General features: G+C 59.8%; 13 protein-coding genes and 2 pseudogenes. 6 read left to right on the plus strand and 9 right to left on the minus strand.

The genetic code is table 11. The features are described 5' to 3' along the window. Positions 1-325: 325 nt before the first annotated feature. From M0D67_RS16505 to M0D67_RS16515, 3 genes and pseudogenes are all read left to right on the plus strand, one after another. Positions 326-592 (plus strand): annotated as a pseudogene (locus tag M0D67_RS16505) (hypothetical protein); the annotation flags it as partial. A gap of 432 nt (positions 593-1,024) precedes the next feature. Further along, positions 1,025-1,723, plus strand: a complete 699-nt coding sequence (locus tag M0D67_RS16510) for an IS6 family transposase (RefSeq protein ID WP_154565363.1) — start codon at positions 1,025-1,027, stop codon at positions 1,721-1,723. Positions 1,724-2,105: 382 nt separating this feature from the next. Further along, positions 2,106-2,333: a hypothetical protein gene (locus M0D67_RS16515; RefSeq protein WP_154565334.1), complete on the plus strand. Its 228-nt coding sequence runs from the start codon at positions 2,106-2,108 to the stop codon at positions 2,331-2,333. Positions 2,334-2,567: 234 nt separating this feature from the next. Here M0D67_RS16515 and M0D67_RS16520 read toward each other — a convergent pair whose 3' ends face one another. From M0D67_RS16520 to M0D67_RS16550, 7 genes are all read right to left on the minus strand, one after another. Next, positions 2,568-4,064, minus strand: a complete 1,497-nt coding sequence (locus M0D67_RS16520; RefSeq protein WP_168435900.1) for an efflux transporter outer membrane subunit — start codon at positions 4,062-4,064, stop codon at positions 2,568-2,570. Positions 4,065-4,081: 17 nt separating this feature from the next. Continuing rightward, positions 4,082-7,186 (minus strand): efflux RND transporter permease subunit, encoded by a 3,105-nt coding sequence (locus M0D67_RS16525; protein ID WP_154565336.1) that lies wholly within the window; start codon positions 7,184-7,186, stop codon positions 4,082-4,084. 16 nt (positions 7,187-7,202) lie between these two features. Further along, on the minus strand, positions 7,203-8,324 hold the full coding sequence (locus M0D67_RS16530; RefSeq protein WP_166618276.1) for an efflux RND transporter periplasmic adaptor subunit: 1,122 nt from the start codon (positions 8,322-8,324) through the stop codon (positions 7,203-7,205). 421 nt (positions 8,325-8,745) lie between these two features. Then, the gene (locus tag M0D67_RS16535) at positions 8,746-10,140 is read right to left on the minus strand and encodes a heavy metal sensor histidine kinase (RefSeq protein ID WP_266239190.1); all 1,395 of its coding nucleotides are present in this window, start codon (positions 10,138-10,140) and stop codon (positions 8,746-8,748) included. Beyond that, positions 10,137-10,808: a heavy metal response regulator transcription factor gene (locus M0D67_RS16540; RefSeq protein ID WP_266239191.1), complete on the minus strand. Its 672-nt coding sequence runs from the start codon at positions 10,806-10,808 to the stop codon at positions 10,137-10,139. The genes M0D67_RS16535 and M0D67_RS16540 overlap by 4 nt, the downstream gene beginning before the upstream one ends. Before the next feature lie 673 nt (positions 10,809-11,481). Next, the gene (locus M0D67_RS16545) at positions 11,482-11,733 is read right to left on the minus strand and encodes a hypothetical protein (protein WP_166618277.1); all 252 of its coding nucleotides are present in this window, start codon (positions 11,731-11,733) and stop codon (positions 11,482-11,484) included. Positions 11,734-11,998: 265 nt separating this feature from the next. Continuing rightward, positions 11,999-12,820: an aldo/keto reductase gene (locus M0D67_RS16550; protein WP_154565340.1), complete on the minus strand. Its 822-nt coding sequence runs from the start codon at positions 12,818-12,820 to the stop codon at positions 11,999-12,001. 151 nt (positions 12,821-12,971) lie between these two features. On the opposite strand from M0D67_RS16550, the gene M0D67_RS16555 reads away from it, so the two are divergent. From M0D67_RS16555 to M0D67_RS16560, 3 genes and pseudogenes are all read left to right on the plus strand, one after another. Next, positions 12,972-13,916, plus strand: coding sequence for a LysR family transcriptional regulator (locus M0D67_RS16555; RefSeq protein WP_154565341.1), 945 nt, complete (start codon positions 12,972-12,974; stop codon positions 13,914-13,916). Between the two features lie 59 nt (positions 13,917-13,975). After that, a pseudogene (locus tag M0D67_RS42100) lies at positions 13,976-14,092 on the plus strand (class I SAM-dependent methyltransferase); the annotation flags it as partial. 256 nt (positions 14,093-14,348) lie between these two features. Continuing rightward, positions 14,349-14,522: a hypothetical protein gene (locus tag M0D67_RS16560; protein WP_266239192.1), complete on the plus strand. Its 174-nt coding sequence runs from the start codon at positions 14,349-14,351 to the stop codon at positions 14,520-14,522. On the opposite strand, the gene M0D67_RS42105 is transcribed toward M0D67_RS16560, so the two are convergent. Beyond that, positions 14,439-14,660, minus strand: coding sequence for a hypothetical protein (locus M0D67_RS42105; RefSeq protein WP_171928552.1), 222 nt, complete (start codon positions 14,658-14,660; stop codon positions 14,439-14,441). The two genes, M0D67_RS16560 and M0D67_RS42105, sit on opposite strands and share 84 nt — an antisense overlap. Next, positions 14,638-16,179, minus strand: coding sequence for an amidohydrolase family protein (locus M0D67_RS16565; RefSeq protein ID WP_154565342.1), 1,542 nt, complete (start codon positions 16,177-16,179; stop codon positions 14,638-14,640). The genes M0D67_RS42105 and M0D67_RS16565 overlap by 23 nt, the downstream gene beginning before the upstream one ends. Between the last annotated feature and the right edge of the window lie 9 nt (positions 16,180-16,188).

Below are 16,188 nucleotides of genomic sequence, written 5' to 3' on the forward strand. Positions count from 1 at the left end.
GATCGTTGATGCCTCAAGGCGTCAAGGCTGGTATGGGCTCCTCAACTGACGATGATCAACCGGTCCGGACGAACGACCGCTTTGAACGTCGCCAGGCGGCAGTGCATGAGTTCTATCAGTCTATTCCGCCCGATCGCAAAACAGCGGCGACTATGGATATACGAACCACGCCAGAGCCTGCAAGAATGCGAGGGCAGCAAGCGCGCCACGATCCGATCCCGCACGGCGCCCCGCAACCTGAGCCAGTAGTAGGAGGACGTCCATGGGCAGCCCTGCCGGATCCCCTGCAGGCAACTGGAGAGCGCGACAGTGCCTGATAGCCACGATGCTGGCGGTGTTCTGCTGCCTGTGCCAGAGCGCCTTCGCGCAATCGGCCGACAATGCGGCGAGCCTGCGCAACAGATACCGGAGTCTGACGCAACAGCTCGCGCACAATCAGTTCCAGCGACCGCTGCACCTCGAATCGCAGGAGTTGCCCTCGGCACTCAAGGGCGATATTTACGGTGTGGTCAACTATCCGTTCGCGACGGTCAACGGCACGCTCAATGAGCCGACTCAGGGCCCCGCAAACTGGTGTGACGTGCTGATCCTTATTCAGGATCAACTTAGGATCGCGAAGAGCCTTGCTGGTCGGGACTTTATGGCTCATTGCTGAGTGACAATATGAATTTCTACCCGCAATTTACCCGCAGATCGCTACCGATGCCTGTAGCGGCGCTTTGAAGGTCCGGCCCGCTCTGATCAAGCATTTTCGAGCGTTGCGAGTCAGCTGTGGGACCGCTGGGGGCAGCGGATAATCAATTCGCAGCCAGCCAGGCGTGTTCGCGCGCATCCGGCCCGCACGTGGCGGGTGGTGGGTTCGGTGCACCTGCAATTGATCCGGTCGCCGCGGAATGGGATCGCCTGCTGCTGGTGATTGCGTGAAGGCGCGCCGATCGGGTAGGGTGGCGACAACACAACCGGTTCTGTCGCAATAAGGCGGTCCGCTATGATGTGCGGAACAAGATTAATGACTAAAAGCTTGATGAAGACGCTGAATCCGGCCGTGGCTCGAGTGCTCAAACGCCTGCATTACCCACTTGATGTAATCCTGACGTGCGTGCGTTGGTACGTGTCTTATGCGCTAAGCCTGCGAAACCTGGAAGAAATGATGGAGGAGCGAGGCATCTCGGTCGATCATTCAACCGTGCATCGCTGGGCCCTCAAGCTGTTGCCGGTGCTGGCGAAAGCGTTTCGCCGTCACAAACGCCCTGTCGGCAAGAGCTGGCGCGTCGACGAGACCTACATTAAGGTCAAGGGCCAATGGAAATACCTGTATCGCGCCGTCGACAAGGACGGTAACACCATCGATTTTCTGTTGCGGGCCCATCGGGATAAGGCCGCGGCGCGCCGGTATTTCGAAAAATCGATCGCCCAAAATGGCGAACCCGAGACGGTGACGATCGACAAAAGTGGCGCCAATCTGGCTGCGCTGGAAGCCATCAACGCCGAGCGCGAAACGCCCATCAAGATCCGCCAGACGAAGTACCTGAACAACGTCATCGAACAGGACCACCGCGCGATCAAGCGGCGCACCCGACCCATGCTCGGGTTCAAGAATTTTCGGTGCGCCCGCATTCTGCTTGGTGGTATCGAGGTGGCGCACATGATCGCCAAGGGGCAGATGAAAGACAACGGCGCCCGACAAATTCCTGCTGAGCAGTTCTATTCGTTGGCTGCATAGGTAGTCCTGTTCACATCAGACTTTGCTCACCTTGAAATCGTTATCGCGACAAAGCCGCCTACAACGTGACAACCCCCACGTGTGTTCAGGTCACCGGACAGTTGACCGTTTTCACATGCATGTCTTGGCAGGGATATGCGTGTGGCCGGCGCGGCGTTTCGTTGCGAGCGGAGGAGTAGGCCGCTCCATTCGGCGAATCTGCGCACCCTGCGATCGATGCGATCGATGCGAGCAGAGCCGAGATGACAATCAGACGGTTTAATGTAGGTAGTCGCGATAACATCAATTGAACCCCAATGGACTGAGTTGACGGACCGCGTCGATTGTTTCCACTGTCGAAAAAGATCGACGATTCCGTTTTTTCCATTGTTGCGTCGTACGCATGAACCCGACATGGCCCGAAAATGACCTTTTGGTAATGTGTGACGTGACCTGGCAGGGTGTTGAAAAGCATCTTGTGGCCGTCGTCCGCAGAGGGGTAAACGCCATCGAATACGACAACATGGTGCACAACGTTGTGTCCATCGATGCCATTCTCGCGGATAGCAGCGAGGCGCGCTTCGAGTCGTTGAAGAATCCCGCACACGGTGCGCGTCTCGAGCGGAGATGATTTATCAAAACCTCATATGGGCTCCGTGTGACGCGTGCAGGGTCCGCGGATACAAGCAGAGGGGCGATTTCACATGCATATTCTGATTGCGGCAGGGCACGCCAGCGTAGTCGACTACGGTGCCATCCGATGTCTGTCGGTTCGAGGTGAGATGGCGCGATTGCGACTGGGTCGCGCAACCGGCTAGCACGATCGCAAACGCAAAAATCGTACAAAGTCGTTTCATGATCTGTTTTATCGCGGTTGGTTTGACGGGAACGTCGAGACGAGTGAATCGGACCGATTCCACCAGCCGCCGCCCACGGCCTGGAACAAGGCTGCGGTATCCGCCAGTCTGGCGGCCCTTGCCTGTATCGACGCAATGCGCGCCATTTGCCAGGTCTGCTCCGCGGTCAGCACTGACAGATAAGACGCTTCGCCTGAGCGCAGCTTTTCACGTTCGATAGCCACACTGCGCGAGGCAGCCTGCTCCGCATTGACGGTCGCCTGCAACGTCTTCGCGTCCGCCTGCACGCTCTGCAATACATCGGCAACGTTCTGAAATGCGTTGATCACCGTTGAGCGGTATTGGGCGCTGGCCTGATCGAATGCCGCCTGCGCCGCGCGCTGGCGATGCAGCAGCGCTCCACCCTGGAAGATCGGCTGGGCGACCTTCCCGACAATGGTGAAGAACTGGTTGTACGGCGTAAATGCGTTCGCGATGGCACTGGGCGAAGTTCCCAGGGCGGCTGTCAACGAAATTTGCGGCAACCGATTGGCGATCGCGACACCCACCTGCGCGCTAGCCGCATGCAATGCCGCAGACGCGGCAAGAATGTCGGGCCGGCGCTCCACGAGGGTCGATGGCAGACTGACGGGAAGATCCTCGGGTAGGTGCAAGGAGGACAGGTCGAAATCGGCCGCGACATCCTCGTTCGGAAAGCCGCCCATGAGCGCGATCAACGCGTCGCGCTGCAGCGCCAGTTGTTTCTCGAGCGGCGGTATCGCGGCCTGCGCCTGCGCAAGCACTGCTTCCTGTTGCAGGACGTCCGCCTCGGCAATTTCACCGAGCATGCTTTCGCGCCGGAGAATGTCGAGGAGTTCGACATGGGCTTTGATCACCTCCTGCTGCGCAGCGATCTGCCCGCGCAGCGAAGCAACGTTGAACGCTGCAAGCGCGAGATTGCTGCTCAACGTCAGATAGGCCGCTTCCAGTTCGAAACGCTGATTGTCGGCTTGCGCGGATACTGATTCGATCATGCGGCGATTCAAGCCGAATGCGTCGAGTGAATACGACACGGTCAGCTCGCCCGTGTAGAGCGAGTAAATGCGCTGGTTGTTCGCGGCGACGGGTGCAAGGCTCGCCGTGGCCGTTTCATTTCTGCTGCCTGACGCGTCGACGCCGATGCTCGGAAAGAGCGTCCCCCTCTGGCTCAGCATGTTCTCACGGGCCACGGCAAGCGCGGACTGTGCGGCAGCGATGGTTGGGCTCGCCTTGAACGCGCGGTCGATCATCGTGTTGAGCTCCGGCGACTGGAACAGCGTCCACCATTGGCCCGGAATATCGCCGCCAACAGCGAATTGCTGCGCCTCTCCCACTGCGCCGGGGGCCGCAGCGGTCTTCGAAGGCAGCGGAGCCTGCGTGTAACCCGCGCCGCTTGGGGCGGCCGGCTGCCTGAAGTCAGGACCTACCGCGCAGGCCGCCAGCAGTAGTGGGATCAACAGCGTGGATGAACGTTTGAGAGCGATCACGTTATAGCCTCCTTCTATCATTCTGCGAATTGCGTTTCGCGCTCGGGGACGTGCGCAAGACGCGCCGTGCTTTTGCGGCGATCGAACCAGGGATAAACGGTTGGCAAAACCAGCAGTGTCAATAAGGTCGCCGACACGAGACCGCCAATGACGACTGTCGCAAGTGGACGCTGAACTTCCGCCCCGGAGCTCATCGAGAAGGCCATCGGCAGGAAGCCGAGGCTCGCTACGGTTGCCGTCATGAGGACAGGCCGCAGCCGGGTCGCGGCAGCGTGTTTCGCAGCCTCGACGGCACTCAGGCCGCGAGCGCGCGATTCGACGATGCTGCTGACCAGCACGACGCCGTTGAGCACGGCAATACCGAAGAGCGCGATAAAACCGACCGCAGCGGAAATACTGAACGGCAGCCCGCGTATCCAGAGGGCGAAAATGCCGCCGATTGCTGCAAACGGCACGTTGCAGAAGATGAGCGCTGCAAGGCTGGCACTGCCGAACATCAGGTAGAGCAACGCAAAGATCGTGACAAGCGAGATGGGCACCACGACGTAAAGGCGCGCCATTGCGTCCTGCAGGTTCTTGAAGCTGCCGCCCCACGAAACCGTATAGCCGGGCGGAAGCTTGACCTGCGTCTCGACCGCACGTTGTGCGGCGACGACGAAGCCGGCGAGGTCGCGCCCTCGCACGTTGGCCTGAACGAGGATGACGCGCCGGCCCTCTTCGCGTTCAATGGTCGATGGTCCCGGCTCCATGCGGATGTCCGCCACCTCCGACAACGGCACTTCACGGCCATCGCCATTGCTGATGCGTAGCGCACCGATTCGCGTCACATCGTTGCGATCCTGCGACTGCATGCGAACCCGGATGCTGAACTGGCCCTCACCGTCGACAATCGTCCCAACCGTGCGCCCGCCCAGCGACTGAACCATATCGAGCACCTGGCTAGCATTCAGCCCGTACCGCGCAACCGCGTCGCGCCTGACGATGACACGCACGTAAGGCTGGCCTATCGTCTGCTGCGCCTGTACATCAGCCGCGCCCGGCACTCGTGAAATCACGGCCGCCACCCGCTCGCCCGTATCGTGCAGCGTTTGCAGATCGTTGCCATGAATCTGCACGGCAACATCGGCCTGAACGCCCGCGATCATGTCGTCCATGCGCATCTGGATCGGTTGCGCCCAATTGAGCGCCAAGCCCGGAACAGCGCGATCCAGCGCCGCGGAGTACTCGGCGACGAGCCCGTCCTGGGTTTGCGCCGTCTTCCACTCGGACTGCGGCTTCAGCATGATGAAGGTGTCGCTTTGCTCCACGCCCATCGGGTCGGTCGGAATCTCCGAGCTGCCGCCGAGCGTGACAGCCGACTGCACTTCGGGAAAGTGCATCAGCGTGCGTTCGACCATGGATTGGGCCTGGACCGCCGACGGCACGGATATGCCGGGCAGTTTCGTCGTCGTGACGGTCAGCGCCCCTTCGTCCAGGCGCGGTAAAAATTCAGCGCCCAGCCTCGTGGCGGCGAAGGCCGCGACCGCGAGCAACGCGACGGCGAGCCCCATCGTTAGCGCAGGCTGTTGCGCGGCACGCGCGAGAATCGGCTCATAGCGCAGGCGCACCCAGTGAAGGATGCGGCTCTCGCGCTCTGCGACCTTGCCGCGCAGCAACAGGCTAGCGAGCACCGGCATGACCGTCAGCGTGAGGACGAGCGACGCGAGCAGCGCGAAGATAACGGTCATCGCCATCGGCCGGAACATTTTGCCTTCAATACCCTGAAGGCTCAGTATCGGCAGGTAGACGGCCGTGATGATGAGGACCGCGAACGTCACAGGCCGGGAGACTTCTTTTGCTGCCTCCTGCACGAGCGGGCGTAACGGCTGATTCGGCGCTTCGGAACGCCGCCGCACGACGTTTTCGATCATCACCACTGCGCCGTCGACAAGCAGGCCGAAATCGATCGCGCCGAGACTCATCAGATTGCCCGACATTCCCGTACCGTACATGGCGATGACGGCGACGAGCATCGACAGCGGAATCGCCATTGCGACGATCAGCCCTGCACGCGCATTCCCGAGCAGCAAAAGCAGCACCGCGATGACGAGCACGGCACCCTCGACCATGTTGTGAGCGACCGTATGCAGCACCCGGTCCATCAGGTCCGCACGGTTGTAGTAGGGCGCAACCTCCACGCCGGGCGGCAGCGTCCGGTTGATCTCCTTGATTGCGTCCTGCACGCGCTGTGCAACGACGCGCGTGTTTTGCCCGATGCCCATCAGCACGACGCCGACGACGGCTTCGCCTTTGCCGTCACGCGTGACCGCGCCGAGCCGAGGCATTGGCGCTTCGTCGATATGCGCCACGTCATGAACGTAAAGCGGCGCACCGCCCGCAGCGGTACGAAGCACGATGTTGCCGATGTCGGTCGTGTTACGCAGCAACCCCTCGCCGCGGATGATCGATTCTCCGCCGTTGTGCTCGATTGTCGCGCCGCCTGTTGCGCCGTTGTTCATCTGAACGGCATTGAAAATGTCGCCGACCGACAGGCCATAACGCGTGAGCGCATTGTCGTCGACCTGCACTTCGTAGGTCTTCAGGAGGCCGCCGTTCACATTTACGTCGACCACGCCTTCCACCTGGCGCAGCTTCGGTGAGATCTGCCAGTCGAGCAGCGTGCGCAACGTCATCAGCGACTGGCCGTGGCCACGTACCTGAAACTGATAGATCTCGCTCAGGCCATCCGACAGCGGCCCCATCTGCGGCGCGCTGGTGCCGGGTGGAAGCTGTATCGTCTGCAACCGCTCACCGACCAGATTGCGGTCGAGGTACAGGTTCGTATCGTCGGCGAATCGCACGTAAATCACGGAGAGACCGTAACGCGAAATTGAGCGCAGGCTCTGCATGCTAGGCAAGCCCTGCAGCGCGAGCTCGACTGGCGCCGTGATCGAGCGCTCGACATCGACTGGCGCGAGCCCGGGCGCCTGGGTCGTCACCAGCACCTGCTGCGGCGAGATGTCCGGCTCCGCATCGAAAGGCAGCCGTTGCATGCTGTATAGCCCGGCTACAATCAGGACGGCAACGAGAATCAACACGGCGGCGCGATTTCGCAGTGCTGCCTCGACAAGTTTGGTAATCATGGCATACGCTCGCGGATTAGCCTTCGTCTGGAATGGAGCCCTTCATGAGCGCAGCCTTCAGCCAGTAGCTGCCGTCGGCGACGACGGACGTGCCGGCCGACATGCCACTGAGAATCTGCGTCATGCCGTCGGCGGCGTAGCCGGTGCGAACGGCGCGCCACGTGAAACGGCCGTTGCCGGAAGGAATGAATACGGCTGTCTGTCCATTCACATCCTGGAGCGCCGTGTCGGGCACAAGCGTCGTGTCCCGACCGAGCGGCGACTGGATCTCGACCGTGCCGAACATGTTTGCGCGAAGTGAGCCATCACCGTTAGGCAACTCGCAGCGGACCGCTACGGTGCCGGTGTTGATGTCGACCTGGTCGGCGACATCGATGACACGGCCGGTGAACTGTCGATTGCCATACGCATCAATGTGGACAAGCACCGTTTGACCGGGGCGTACGTCTGCGGCCTCGCGCTCAGGGACGTTGGCTTGGACCCACATTGTCGAAAGATCGGCCAGCGTCGCAATCGGCGACGACGTGTCGACTATGTCGCCGGCGGCCGCGCCCACGTTGCTGATGACACCGTCGAACGGCGCGACGAGCGCACCTAACGAATCGCCCGGGCTCAGTCGGGCCAGCGTGGCCGTTCCATTGCTTCGATTCGCCGGCGCACCGATCGGCATCAGGCGCTGCTGCATGCCCTGCCACTTCTGCAGGTCTGCTTGCCGCGACTTCAGCATGGCCTGTGCATTGACCACGGCAGCACGGCGGCGGTCGAGCTCGCTCTGCGCGATACCGCCTCCGGTGACGAGCTCGGTGCCGCGCTGCAGTGCTGCATTGGCCGCATCGGCTGCAGCCCGCGCGTCCGCCACCGCGGCGGACGCGCTTGCGACCTGACTACGTACGTCGCTCAGGTCGAACTCGTCGAGCGTGGCGAGCCGTTGCCCCGCACGCACATGGTCACCCGCGGCGACATCGACAGCAACGACCCTTGCCTTTGAAGGAGAGCCTAGCTGCGCGAGCCGCTTCGCGTTGAATGCGACAATGCCGGTAGCGGCAATGGTATGCACACCGGGCCGAAGCTCCGCTTTCGCGAACTGCAATTTGACGTTCGCGAGCGCCTCGGGTGAGAGGTCTACGGTAGTGGGCAACGGCGGAGCCTGATCGACTGCCGTAGCTGGCAGCGCTGACTCGGTAGCCGCGGGGGAAGTCCGCGAGTGAAGGGAAAGCAGGGCACCGCAAAGAATGAGGATGCCCGCTCCCCCGACAGACAGCTGCAGACGCTTGCGATAGCGAATGTTCACGATAGCTCTCGATGTTTGAACAGACCTTAGGACTCTGAGGTATGGCGACGGCTTCCCTCAGTGCTGGAGAGCGTATTGTCGTGTTGCGCGTCTGATTACGAGGTGGCGGGAAGATGTCATTTCGGACACCTTGGGAAGGCACGCGCAGAATGCGCCGTTGGCTTGCCGACGGAAGGCGGACGCGGGCGCGCCATCTTGCGCGGTTCAGCTAACGGAACTCTGGGAGAAAAGGATGCCGCGTGATTGCGCGGAACGGCGACTCAGGGTGTCACGCGGTAACGGAAGGAAAGTAAAGCGTGAAGGTCGTCAAGCCGGCGCGGCTCACGACGTCGACTCGGCCACGATGCAACTCCATGATCGATCGTACGATGGCGAGGCCCAGCCCCATGTTCTTCGCCGACCCTTGCCGCGCAGAATTGATACGATAAAAGCGGTCGAAGATCTTGCCGATATGCTCCGGCGGGATGGTTTGACCGTTATTCGTGACTTCCACGGCGACGTACTCGCCAGACCGGTAGGCACGCAGCGCGATCTCCGATTCGGCGTCGGCATGCGCAAGCGCGTTCGATACGAGGTTGCTGACGGCGCGTCGAAGCATCGACGGATCGGCGCGAACCTGGATTGCGCCGTCGATGCCGAAATGGACGCCCTTGTTTTCGGCCACTCCTTCAAAGTACGAGGTGAGCCTTGCGAACTCTTCATGGCAATCGAGTACGTCCAGCCGAAGCGGTTCCTTTGAGTGGTCCGCTCGCGCGAGGAACAGCATGGTCTCGATCATCCGTTGAAGGCGCTGGCATTCTTCGATGTTCGAGTCGATAAGCGCTTCATATTCCTCGGTGGATCGCTGACGCGAAAGCGTGATTTCGGATGCGCTGATCATGTTGGCGAGCGGCGTGCGCATGTCGTGCGCCAGATCGGACGAGAACTGCGAGAGTCGCTCAAATGCACGTTGAAGCCTGTCGAGCATCCGGTTCACTGGACCCGCGATGTCATGGAGTTCGACGGGACCACCGCCTATATCGAGGCGCTCGCCAAGATTGTGGGCTTCGATGCGCGAAATTCGCTGGCCGATGGTTTTGACCGGAGACAATCCCCGCTTTGCGATGGCGTAGCCAAGCAAACCCATCAGCGCGGAACCACCGAGGAGCACGAGCCATACATCGCCTTGATACTCGCGAAGAACGGAGTCGCGCGTCGCCGCTTCATGTGAGAGCAGCACGCGTATCGCTTCGCCTGAAGGCAGCGTTTCGTCGCCGAATACGCAGCGCGAAGGCCCGATGGACGGGGGAGAGCATGAATAAGGCTGTTGTTCTGCCGGATTGCCCGACCCAATCGACCGCAAGCGCTGGTCCCGCCGGCCCGAGTCGGCCAATATCCTTCCTTGACTATCCAGTATGGCGAATGAGATTGCGGGATGCGCGAGCAATTCCTCTCGAAACAGGTCGCTATTGCTGCCAATCGCCTCCGCCGAGCCGTATCTGCGAGCGGCCGCCAGAAACTCGTCGAGCTTGACCGAAATCTCGCTGTCGTCGCGTTGCCTGAGTTGGCTGGAGAGCGAATGATAGAGGAGGCCGCCGGCCATCGAGAGCACCAATATGGCGACGATAGTAAAAGCGAGACTCAGACGCCTGAGCAGCGAGTACGCTCCATCCACGGCAGTCATGGTCGCTCTTCCATCACATAGCCCATGCCACGGACCGTATGGATTAGTTTCTTCTCGAATGGGTTGTCGATCTTTGTGCGCAGACATTTGACAGCCACTTCAACAACGTTCGTATCGCTGTCAAAGTTCATGTCCCAGACCTGTGACGTGACGATTGTGCGCGTGACCACTTCGCCCTGCCTCTCGGCGAGCAGTTTCACAAGCGTGAATTCCTGCGCAGTCAGGTCGATGCGTACGTTCCCGCGACGCACACGGCGCCTGACGAGGTCGATTTCCATATCGCCGACACGCAGCACGGTGTCGACCGATTGCGTGGGTCTGCGCAGCACCGCGCGAATTCGCGCAAGAAATTCGGAGTAGACGAACGGCTTCGCCAGATAGTCGTCCGCCCCTGATTCAAGTCCGGCGACCTTGTCTTCGACCGCATCGCGCGCGGTCAGGAGGAGCACAGGTGTGCGTTTTTGCGCGCGTAAGCGCTTGAGCACCTCAAACCCGTCGAGGCCCGGGAGCATGACGTCGAGTACGATGAGATCGTAGTCTTCATGGAGCGCGAGAAACAAACCGTCGTTGCCATCGTTAGATACATCGACGATGAAGCTTGCCTCCATTAAGCCTTTGCGAAGATACGAGGCCATCTTCGGTTCGTCCTCGACGATCAGGATACGCATGATGAAAACCCTCTCGCACAGCAAGTCGTGCATTCAATGCAGATAGTACATGACGCTAATTGCGTCTGCACAGCGTATCGCGCTGAGGCAGAGTCAATCAAATGCCGATGCTGGCAACTCTCTTGGCATCGCCTCGGCAGTGCTCTTCGAAATGGCAGACAGATAATTATAGAAAGACATCCTTGCGTCAAGATGGACGGGAAATGACAAAAAAGTCATGAATCGGGACACTTATCCGGTCATGGCTCAAGCGTAGTTGACGACGATAAAGCAGGGACAGGGGCTGGTGGCAATATTACGGCTCCAGTGCCGCAATGAGGCCTGTCCGCTGTCGCAATCAGACTGACATTCGCGGTTGGGCGCTTGCGGCAGGGGCATGATGGTGATCGTCAATCACCGCCACCATCGCGTTGTTGTCACTCGTCACTACGTCTGGTACGAAAAGCCAAACGCATAAATTCACGGCTTTCCGGCCTCGGAGTCAGCCACACAACCAATTTTCTGTCGACAGTTCGTCGGCCTATTGCGACACGTGTGACCTGCCCGCTGTCGTGTTCGGTGAACGTCCGCGTCTCGTAGATGCAAGGAACAAGTGGTGGCTCACTCCGGGCATCCAAATCCAAACATGACGTCGATGTAATGCAAGCGTCAGGACACCTGGATTAAGCCAGCCTTAAAAAGCAGAATGAGCAGTTGCTCGCGGTGCCGCCGCACGCTGCGCCGCCTGCTCCTGTGCGTGCTGTTTCGCGAGATGGTGACCGACAATACATCCGCCTACCGCGCCGACCACCGCGTGATGACCGGCGTAATGACCGGCCACACCACCGACGACAGCGCCCTTAAGGCAACCGGCGGCGTTTGCCGTTCCGACGCTTGCAAGAAGGAGTGCTGCTGCGACCAGCCTGAATTTGCTTCCAGTTTTCATGTTGTTTGTACGCGTGTGTCGGGGCCCAACCCGAGTTGGAGGCGGGTTGCTCAATTTCAACCTTCCGTTTCGCCGCTCTGAAGTAGTAGGGTTGTTGCTTCCGAGGCAATGTTTCGCATGAGTTGAAATTGATTGCCGCAATCGACGGCGGTTCACGCGAGAATCTGAAGTTCTGTTAAACGGATGTCGATGAATCAACTTCGATTGCGCACCAGAGCCGCGGCGATGACTAGCGGACGGACTGCCTGCGGTGCGAAGACAACGGTTACGCGTCCCATTCCGGCGCGAACGGCGGAGTGACGAAACGGTGGTTCTTCGGCAACACCGCAATAGCGTGCCGGTCATCATCGTCGAGTTTCACCGCCAGCGCGTCGAGATTGGATTTCTGACTTTCGCGGCGTTGAGCCTTAGGAATAACGGCCACCCCGTCCTGTTCCAGAAGCCACGCAAGAGCAACCTGGGCAGCGGTCACGCCATGCTTGACGCCGATTCCCTGAAGTACGGGGTCGCTCGCTGCCCTGCCTTGTGCAAGCGGGGCATAGGCGACGAGTGGAATGCCTTTCTGACGCAAGTAGCTCAGCATTTTCGACTGGTCTAGAAACGCGTGGTATTCAATCTGGTGGCAGGCGATGGGTGCGCCGATTTCCTCGATAGCTTTTCGCAGCATCGTCATGTTGAAATTGCACACACCGATTGAGCGGACTGTGCCGTTCTGCAGAAAGCCTAGCATTGTCTCCATGATGGCGCTGAGGTCCATGTCACGCGACGGCCAATGCACCATGTACAGGTCAACATAGTCGACACCGAGCTTTCCGAGGCTGGCGTCCAGCGCGCGCCGGAGGGACTCCGGCTTGAGGTTCTCGTGCCATACCTTGGTCGTCAGATGCAGTTGCTTCCGTCCGAGACCCGACGCGGCAATTGCGGCGCCTACAGCTTCCTCGTTCTGATACATCTCGGCAGTGTCGATGTGTCGATATCCGAGCTCCAGCGCGCTTTCGACTACCGGCTGGCAGCCGCCACCCGGCATACGGTATGTGCCAAATCCGAGGCGTGGCAGTTCAATTCCCTGTGTCTTCAAAGTTTCCATTGATGCATTCCCAAGCCGGTTCAGGTCTGCAGCGAAGGCCGCCGCAGCGTTCAGGAGGACAATTTCTCATTTTTTGATTGTTGAATAAAGTATGTGCTACTCAAATCACTCGTGATTAAACTATCTAAATGAGACGAGCATTGGAGAGGGCATGACGTTTGATGGTCGGTTGTTTTCTGGCATCACCGTACTTGCCGCAGTCGCGGAGAGCGGCAGTTTCGTGCGCGCAGCAGACGCTCTCGGATTGTCGCCATCGGGCGTTAGCCGTGCTATTTCACGTCTCGAGAAGCGGGTAGGCGTACGGCTGCTTGACCGGACGACGCGCTCGCAGACGCTGACCGACGAAGGGAGGCGTCTATTTGACGCGGTTGGTCCGCATCTGACAGGCATCGAGGAGGCGGCTTCGGCGGCATCGGGTTCAGCGAATGTTGTGCAGGGAAAGCTTCGTGTTAACGTTGACCCGTTCTTTTCAAGGACGGTGCTGGCGTCACGATTGCCAGATTTTCTGGCACATCATCCTGACCTTTCGCTCGAACTCATCATGCGCGACGACGTCGGCGACCTCGTGGCAGATGGATTTGACCTTGCGGTGCGCTTTGGGCCCCCGCCGATGGGAACATTGATTGCGCGCAAGCTACTCGAGACGCGCATCATTACGGTCGCCTCTCCACGGTATGTGGCTGAGCACGGGAAGCCAGGAAATCCGCAGGAGGTGGGCAAACATGAGCGAATCATGTTTTATAACCCGGTCACGGCCAAGCCCTTTGAGTGGGAGTTCCATCGCGGTAAGAAGGTCACGGAGATACCCGCGGAGGGCCGCCTCCTTGTGTCGGACGTGGAAACCATGCTCGGCGCGTGTATAGCCGGCGCTGGCATCGCCCAGGTGATGGAGATTGGCGTCGAGCAGGCAATGCGTGATGGCTTGCTCGTGGACCTCTTCCCGGACTGGTCGGACGAAAGATTTCCGCTGTATGCGCTCTTTCCATCCCGGCGCCATCGAGCTGCGAAAGTCGAGGCGTTCATCAATTTCTGCCTCGAGTCATTATCGGCAGCGGCACCCGTTGCGCACGTTCGACGTCGCAAGCAGGATCGTTGACAGCCAGGACATGGGTTTCGACCAGGTTGCCGATCATCCATGGACCAAGAAATCTGAACTTGCCGACTCCGTTCGCCGATTCATCATTCGATGCGGTCATCTCAGTGGACGTCATGGTTCATCTTCGTAACCGTGAAATGTTCTTCGATGAAATGGCGAGACTGTTGGTACCTGGCGGCAGGCTCTTGCTTACCGATGCTGGCGTTATCACCGGACCGATCTCCAACGAGGAGGTTGAGCGGCGAAGTTCCAACGGATACACGCAGTTTGTGCCTCCCGGAGGCAATGAGAATCTGCTCGGAGCTGCCGGAGGCATGCTACGTACGAGCTTTTGCATGAATTCCACCGCCGCAGCGAGGCAAACGCCGCCCACCACCAATATGGCGCCTATCCCAGTTTCGAATCGATCAACGTCGCATCCAGCGGTCCGAAGTGCTCCACTACAACGGCGATTTCGGTCATGCCCAGCAGGATCGCCTCTGCAACCTGCGCTATCAGATCTGCTCAAGCCTGGCGCAGCAGTCAGGCAGGCCGTTCACCGAGGTTGCCGGACTTGATGCCTTCTTCGTCGTAGAAGGAAATGGTGACCGGATCGACGTCGCCTGACGCGTGCGGGAGCGGATGCAGCACTTTGGTCTCCGGCGCGGCGAAATATCGCTCGAACGACCGCTCGTCGCGCATAGGATCTGAAGTCAGAACTTCGGGGGCATGTGTCTTCCGATCAAGTTCGTGACGAGGGAGCATAGAAGGGCTCCCGCTTGGGCGTCTGCGCAAAATATTCGCTGTAGAACGCCTTCACGTAAGGAAACACCGCTGAACCCAATTCACGTTTAACCTGATCCTGCGAGGCGCGCGGTTTCGCCAGTGTCTGCTCGATCTCGCGCAGAATCGCATCGCGATCCACGCGGGTGAAGCGGCCTTCGTGATACACAACCTCGCCCTCGATCATCACGGTATCGACGGCATTCGTCTTGGCGCGCTGCATGAGTGCATCCAGCATGGGAATGTTGTCGTCCTGATACGGATACGTGGCGGTCTTCCAGTTTATCAGCACCAGATCGGCCAGACGTCCGTTTTCCAGACACCCGATTTGTGCGCCGAATGGGGTGGTTCGAGCGCCGTCCTCAGTGGCCATTTTCAATATCTGCGGGCAAGTCGGCACGTCATCGTCCATTCCCGGCGTGCGGTGTACGCGCAGTGCGAGGCGCATCTCCTGCAACATGTCGCGGTCTTCGTTGATACCGGCTTCGTCGAGTCCCATGCCGACCGTCACACCGTATTTCGAAAACGCGTTCAGGGGCGCCACGCCACTGCGCAAGCGTAGATTCGAACTGCAGTTGTGGCAGATGCAGGTGCCGGTATGGGCGACCATTTCGATGTCTGCTTCCGTCAGCCACACGCCATGGCCAAGGGTTAGCGACGGACCGAGCAGACCGAGATCGTTCAGGTGCGCGACGGCCGTCTTGCCCGTTCGGCGGCGCGCGTATTCCTTCTGATAGACGGTTTCGAGCAAATGCATATGCATCGGTACGCCTGCTTTGTCGGCGCGTTCCTTGATGGCAAGCAGTGTGTCATCGCTACACCAGTGCAGGTTAGCAGGCGCAAGCTGAATCCGAGTCAGCGATTGGCCTTCGTTGTCCTGCACTAGCATGTCGAACAACTGCAGATGGTCGGCCAGAGGGACCTGCTGCGCTTTCAGATGCGCAGCGAGCTTCGCTCCGATGTCCGCCGGCAGACGTTTAACGAAGTCTTCGTCGGCTTCGTAGACGAGCAGATTCTGCTCGCGCACGGCGAAGCTGTACGACGCGCGCATGCCGATGTCCTGATACGCTTTGAGAACGCCTGAAGCGGCTTCATGTATCGACGACAACGGACCCGGTCGCCAACCGTGGATGTGCTGCACAGTCGTAATGCCGGACGCGATCATTTCGAAGGCGGAGTACAGGGTATCGAGGTAAAGATCGATCTCGCGTGCACCCATCCGGCTTGCAAACCACAGTTCCAGCGCGTGGTCCGGAGAGCCATGTTGCAGCGGCGTCAGGCCGACGTGATGGTGACTGTTGACGAAGCCAGGCAGCAACACCGTATCGGGCGAGCCGAGACGCGGCACGTTCGGATACTTTGCGATCAGCTGTTGCGCATCGCCGATCTCGACAATCACGCCGTCGCGTTGATACAGCGCACCGTGGCGGATGATGTCGGCGGTGTGCCGGTTGGTAACGCCCTTCACGATCCACCCAGCGACAATCAATGTTTCGGACATGGTTGCTTT

The sequence above is a fragment of the Paraburkholderia sp. SECH4 genome (genome assembly GCF_030511745.1).
Classification (GTDB): domain Bacteria; phylum Pseudomonadota; class Gammaproteobacteria; order Burkholderiales; family Burkholderiaceae; genus Paraburkholderia; species Paraburkholderia madseniana.

What these genes read in the sequence shown, in the direction of transcription:
- M0D67_RS16550 (WP_154565340.1), bottom strand. Translation starts at nt 12,820, where the DNA reads ATGGAAACTTTGAAGACACAGGGAATTGAACTGCCACGCCTCGGATTT.
- M0D67_RS16510 (WP_154565363.1), top strand. Translation starts at nt 1,025, where the DNA reads ATGAAGACGCTGAATCCGGCCGTGGCTCGAGTGCTCAAACGCCTGCAT.
- M0D67_RS16515 (WP_154565334.1), top strand. Translation starts at nt 2,106, where the DNA reads ATGAACCCGACATGGCCCGAAAATGACCTTTTGGTAATGTGTGACGTG.
- M0D67_RS16535 (WP_266239190.1), bottom strand. Translation starts at nt 10,140, where the DNA reads ATGACTGCCGTGGATGGAGCGTACTCGCTGCTCAGGCGTCTGAGTCTC.
- M0D67_RS42105 (WP_171928552.1), bottom strand. Translation starts at nt 14,660, where the DNA reads ATGCTCCCTCGTCACGAACTTGATCGGAAGACACATGCCCCCGAAGTT.
- M0D67_RS16545 (WP_166618277.1), bottom strand. Translation starts at nt 11,733, where the DNA reads ATGAAAACTGGAAGCAAATTCAGGCTGGTCGCAGCAGCACTCCTTCTT.
- M0D67_RS16540 (WP_266239191.1), bottom strand. Translation starts at nt 10,808, where the DNA reads ATGCGTATCCTGATCGTCGAGGACGAACCGAAGATGGCCTCGTATCTT.
- M0D67_RS16525 (WP_154565336.1), bottom strand. Translation starts at nt 7,186, where the DNA reads ATGATTACCAAACTTGTCGAGGCAGCACTGCGAAATCGCGCCGCCGTG.
- M0D67_RS16555 (WP_154565341.1), top strand. Translation starts at nt 12,972, where the DNA reads ATGACGTTTGATGGTCGGTTGTTTTCTGGCATCACCGTACTTGCCGCA.
- M0D67_RS16565 (WP_154565342.1), bottom strand. Translation starts at nt 16,179, where the DNA reads ATGTCCGAAACATTGATTGTCGCTGGGTGGATCGTGAAGGGCGTTACC.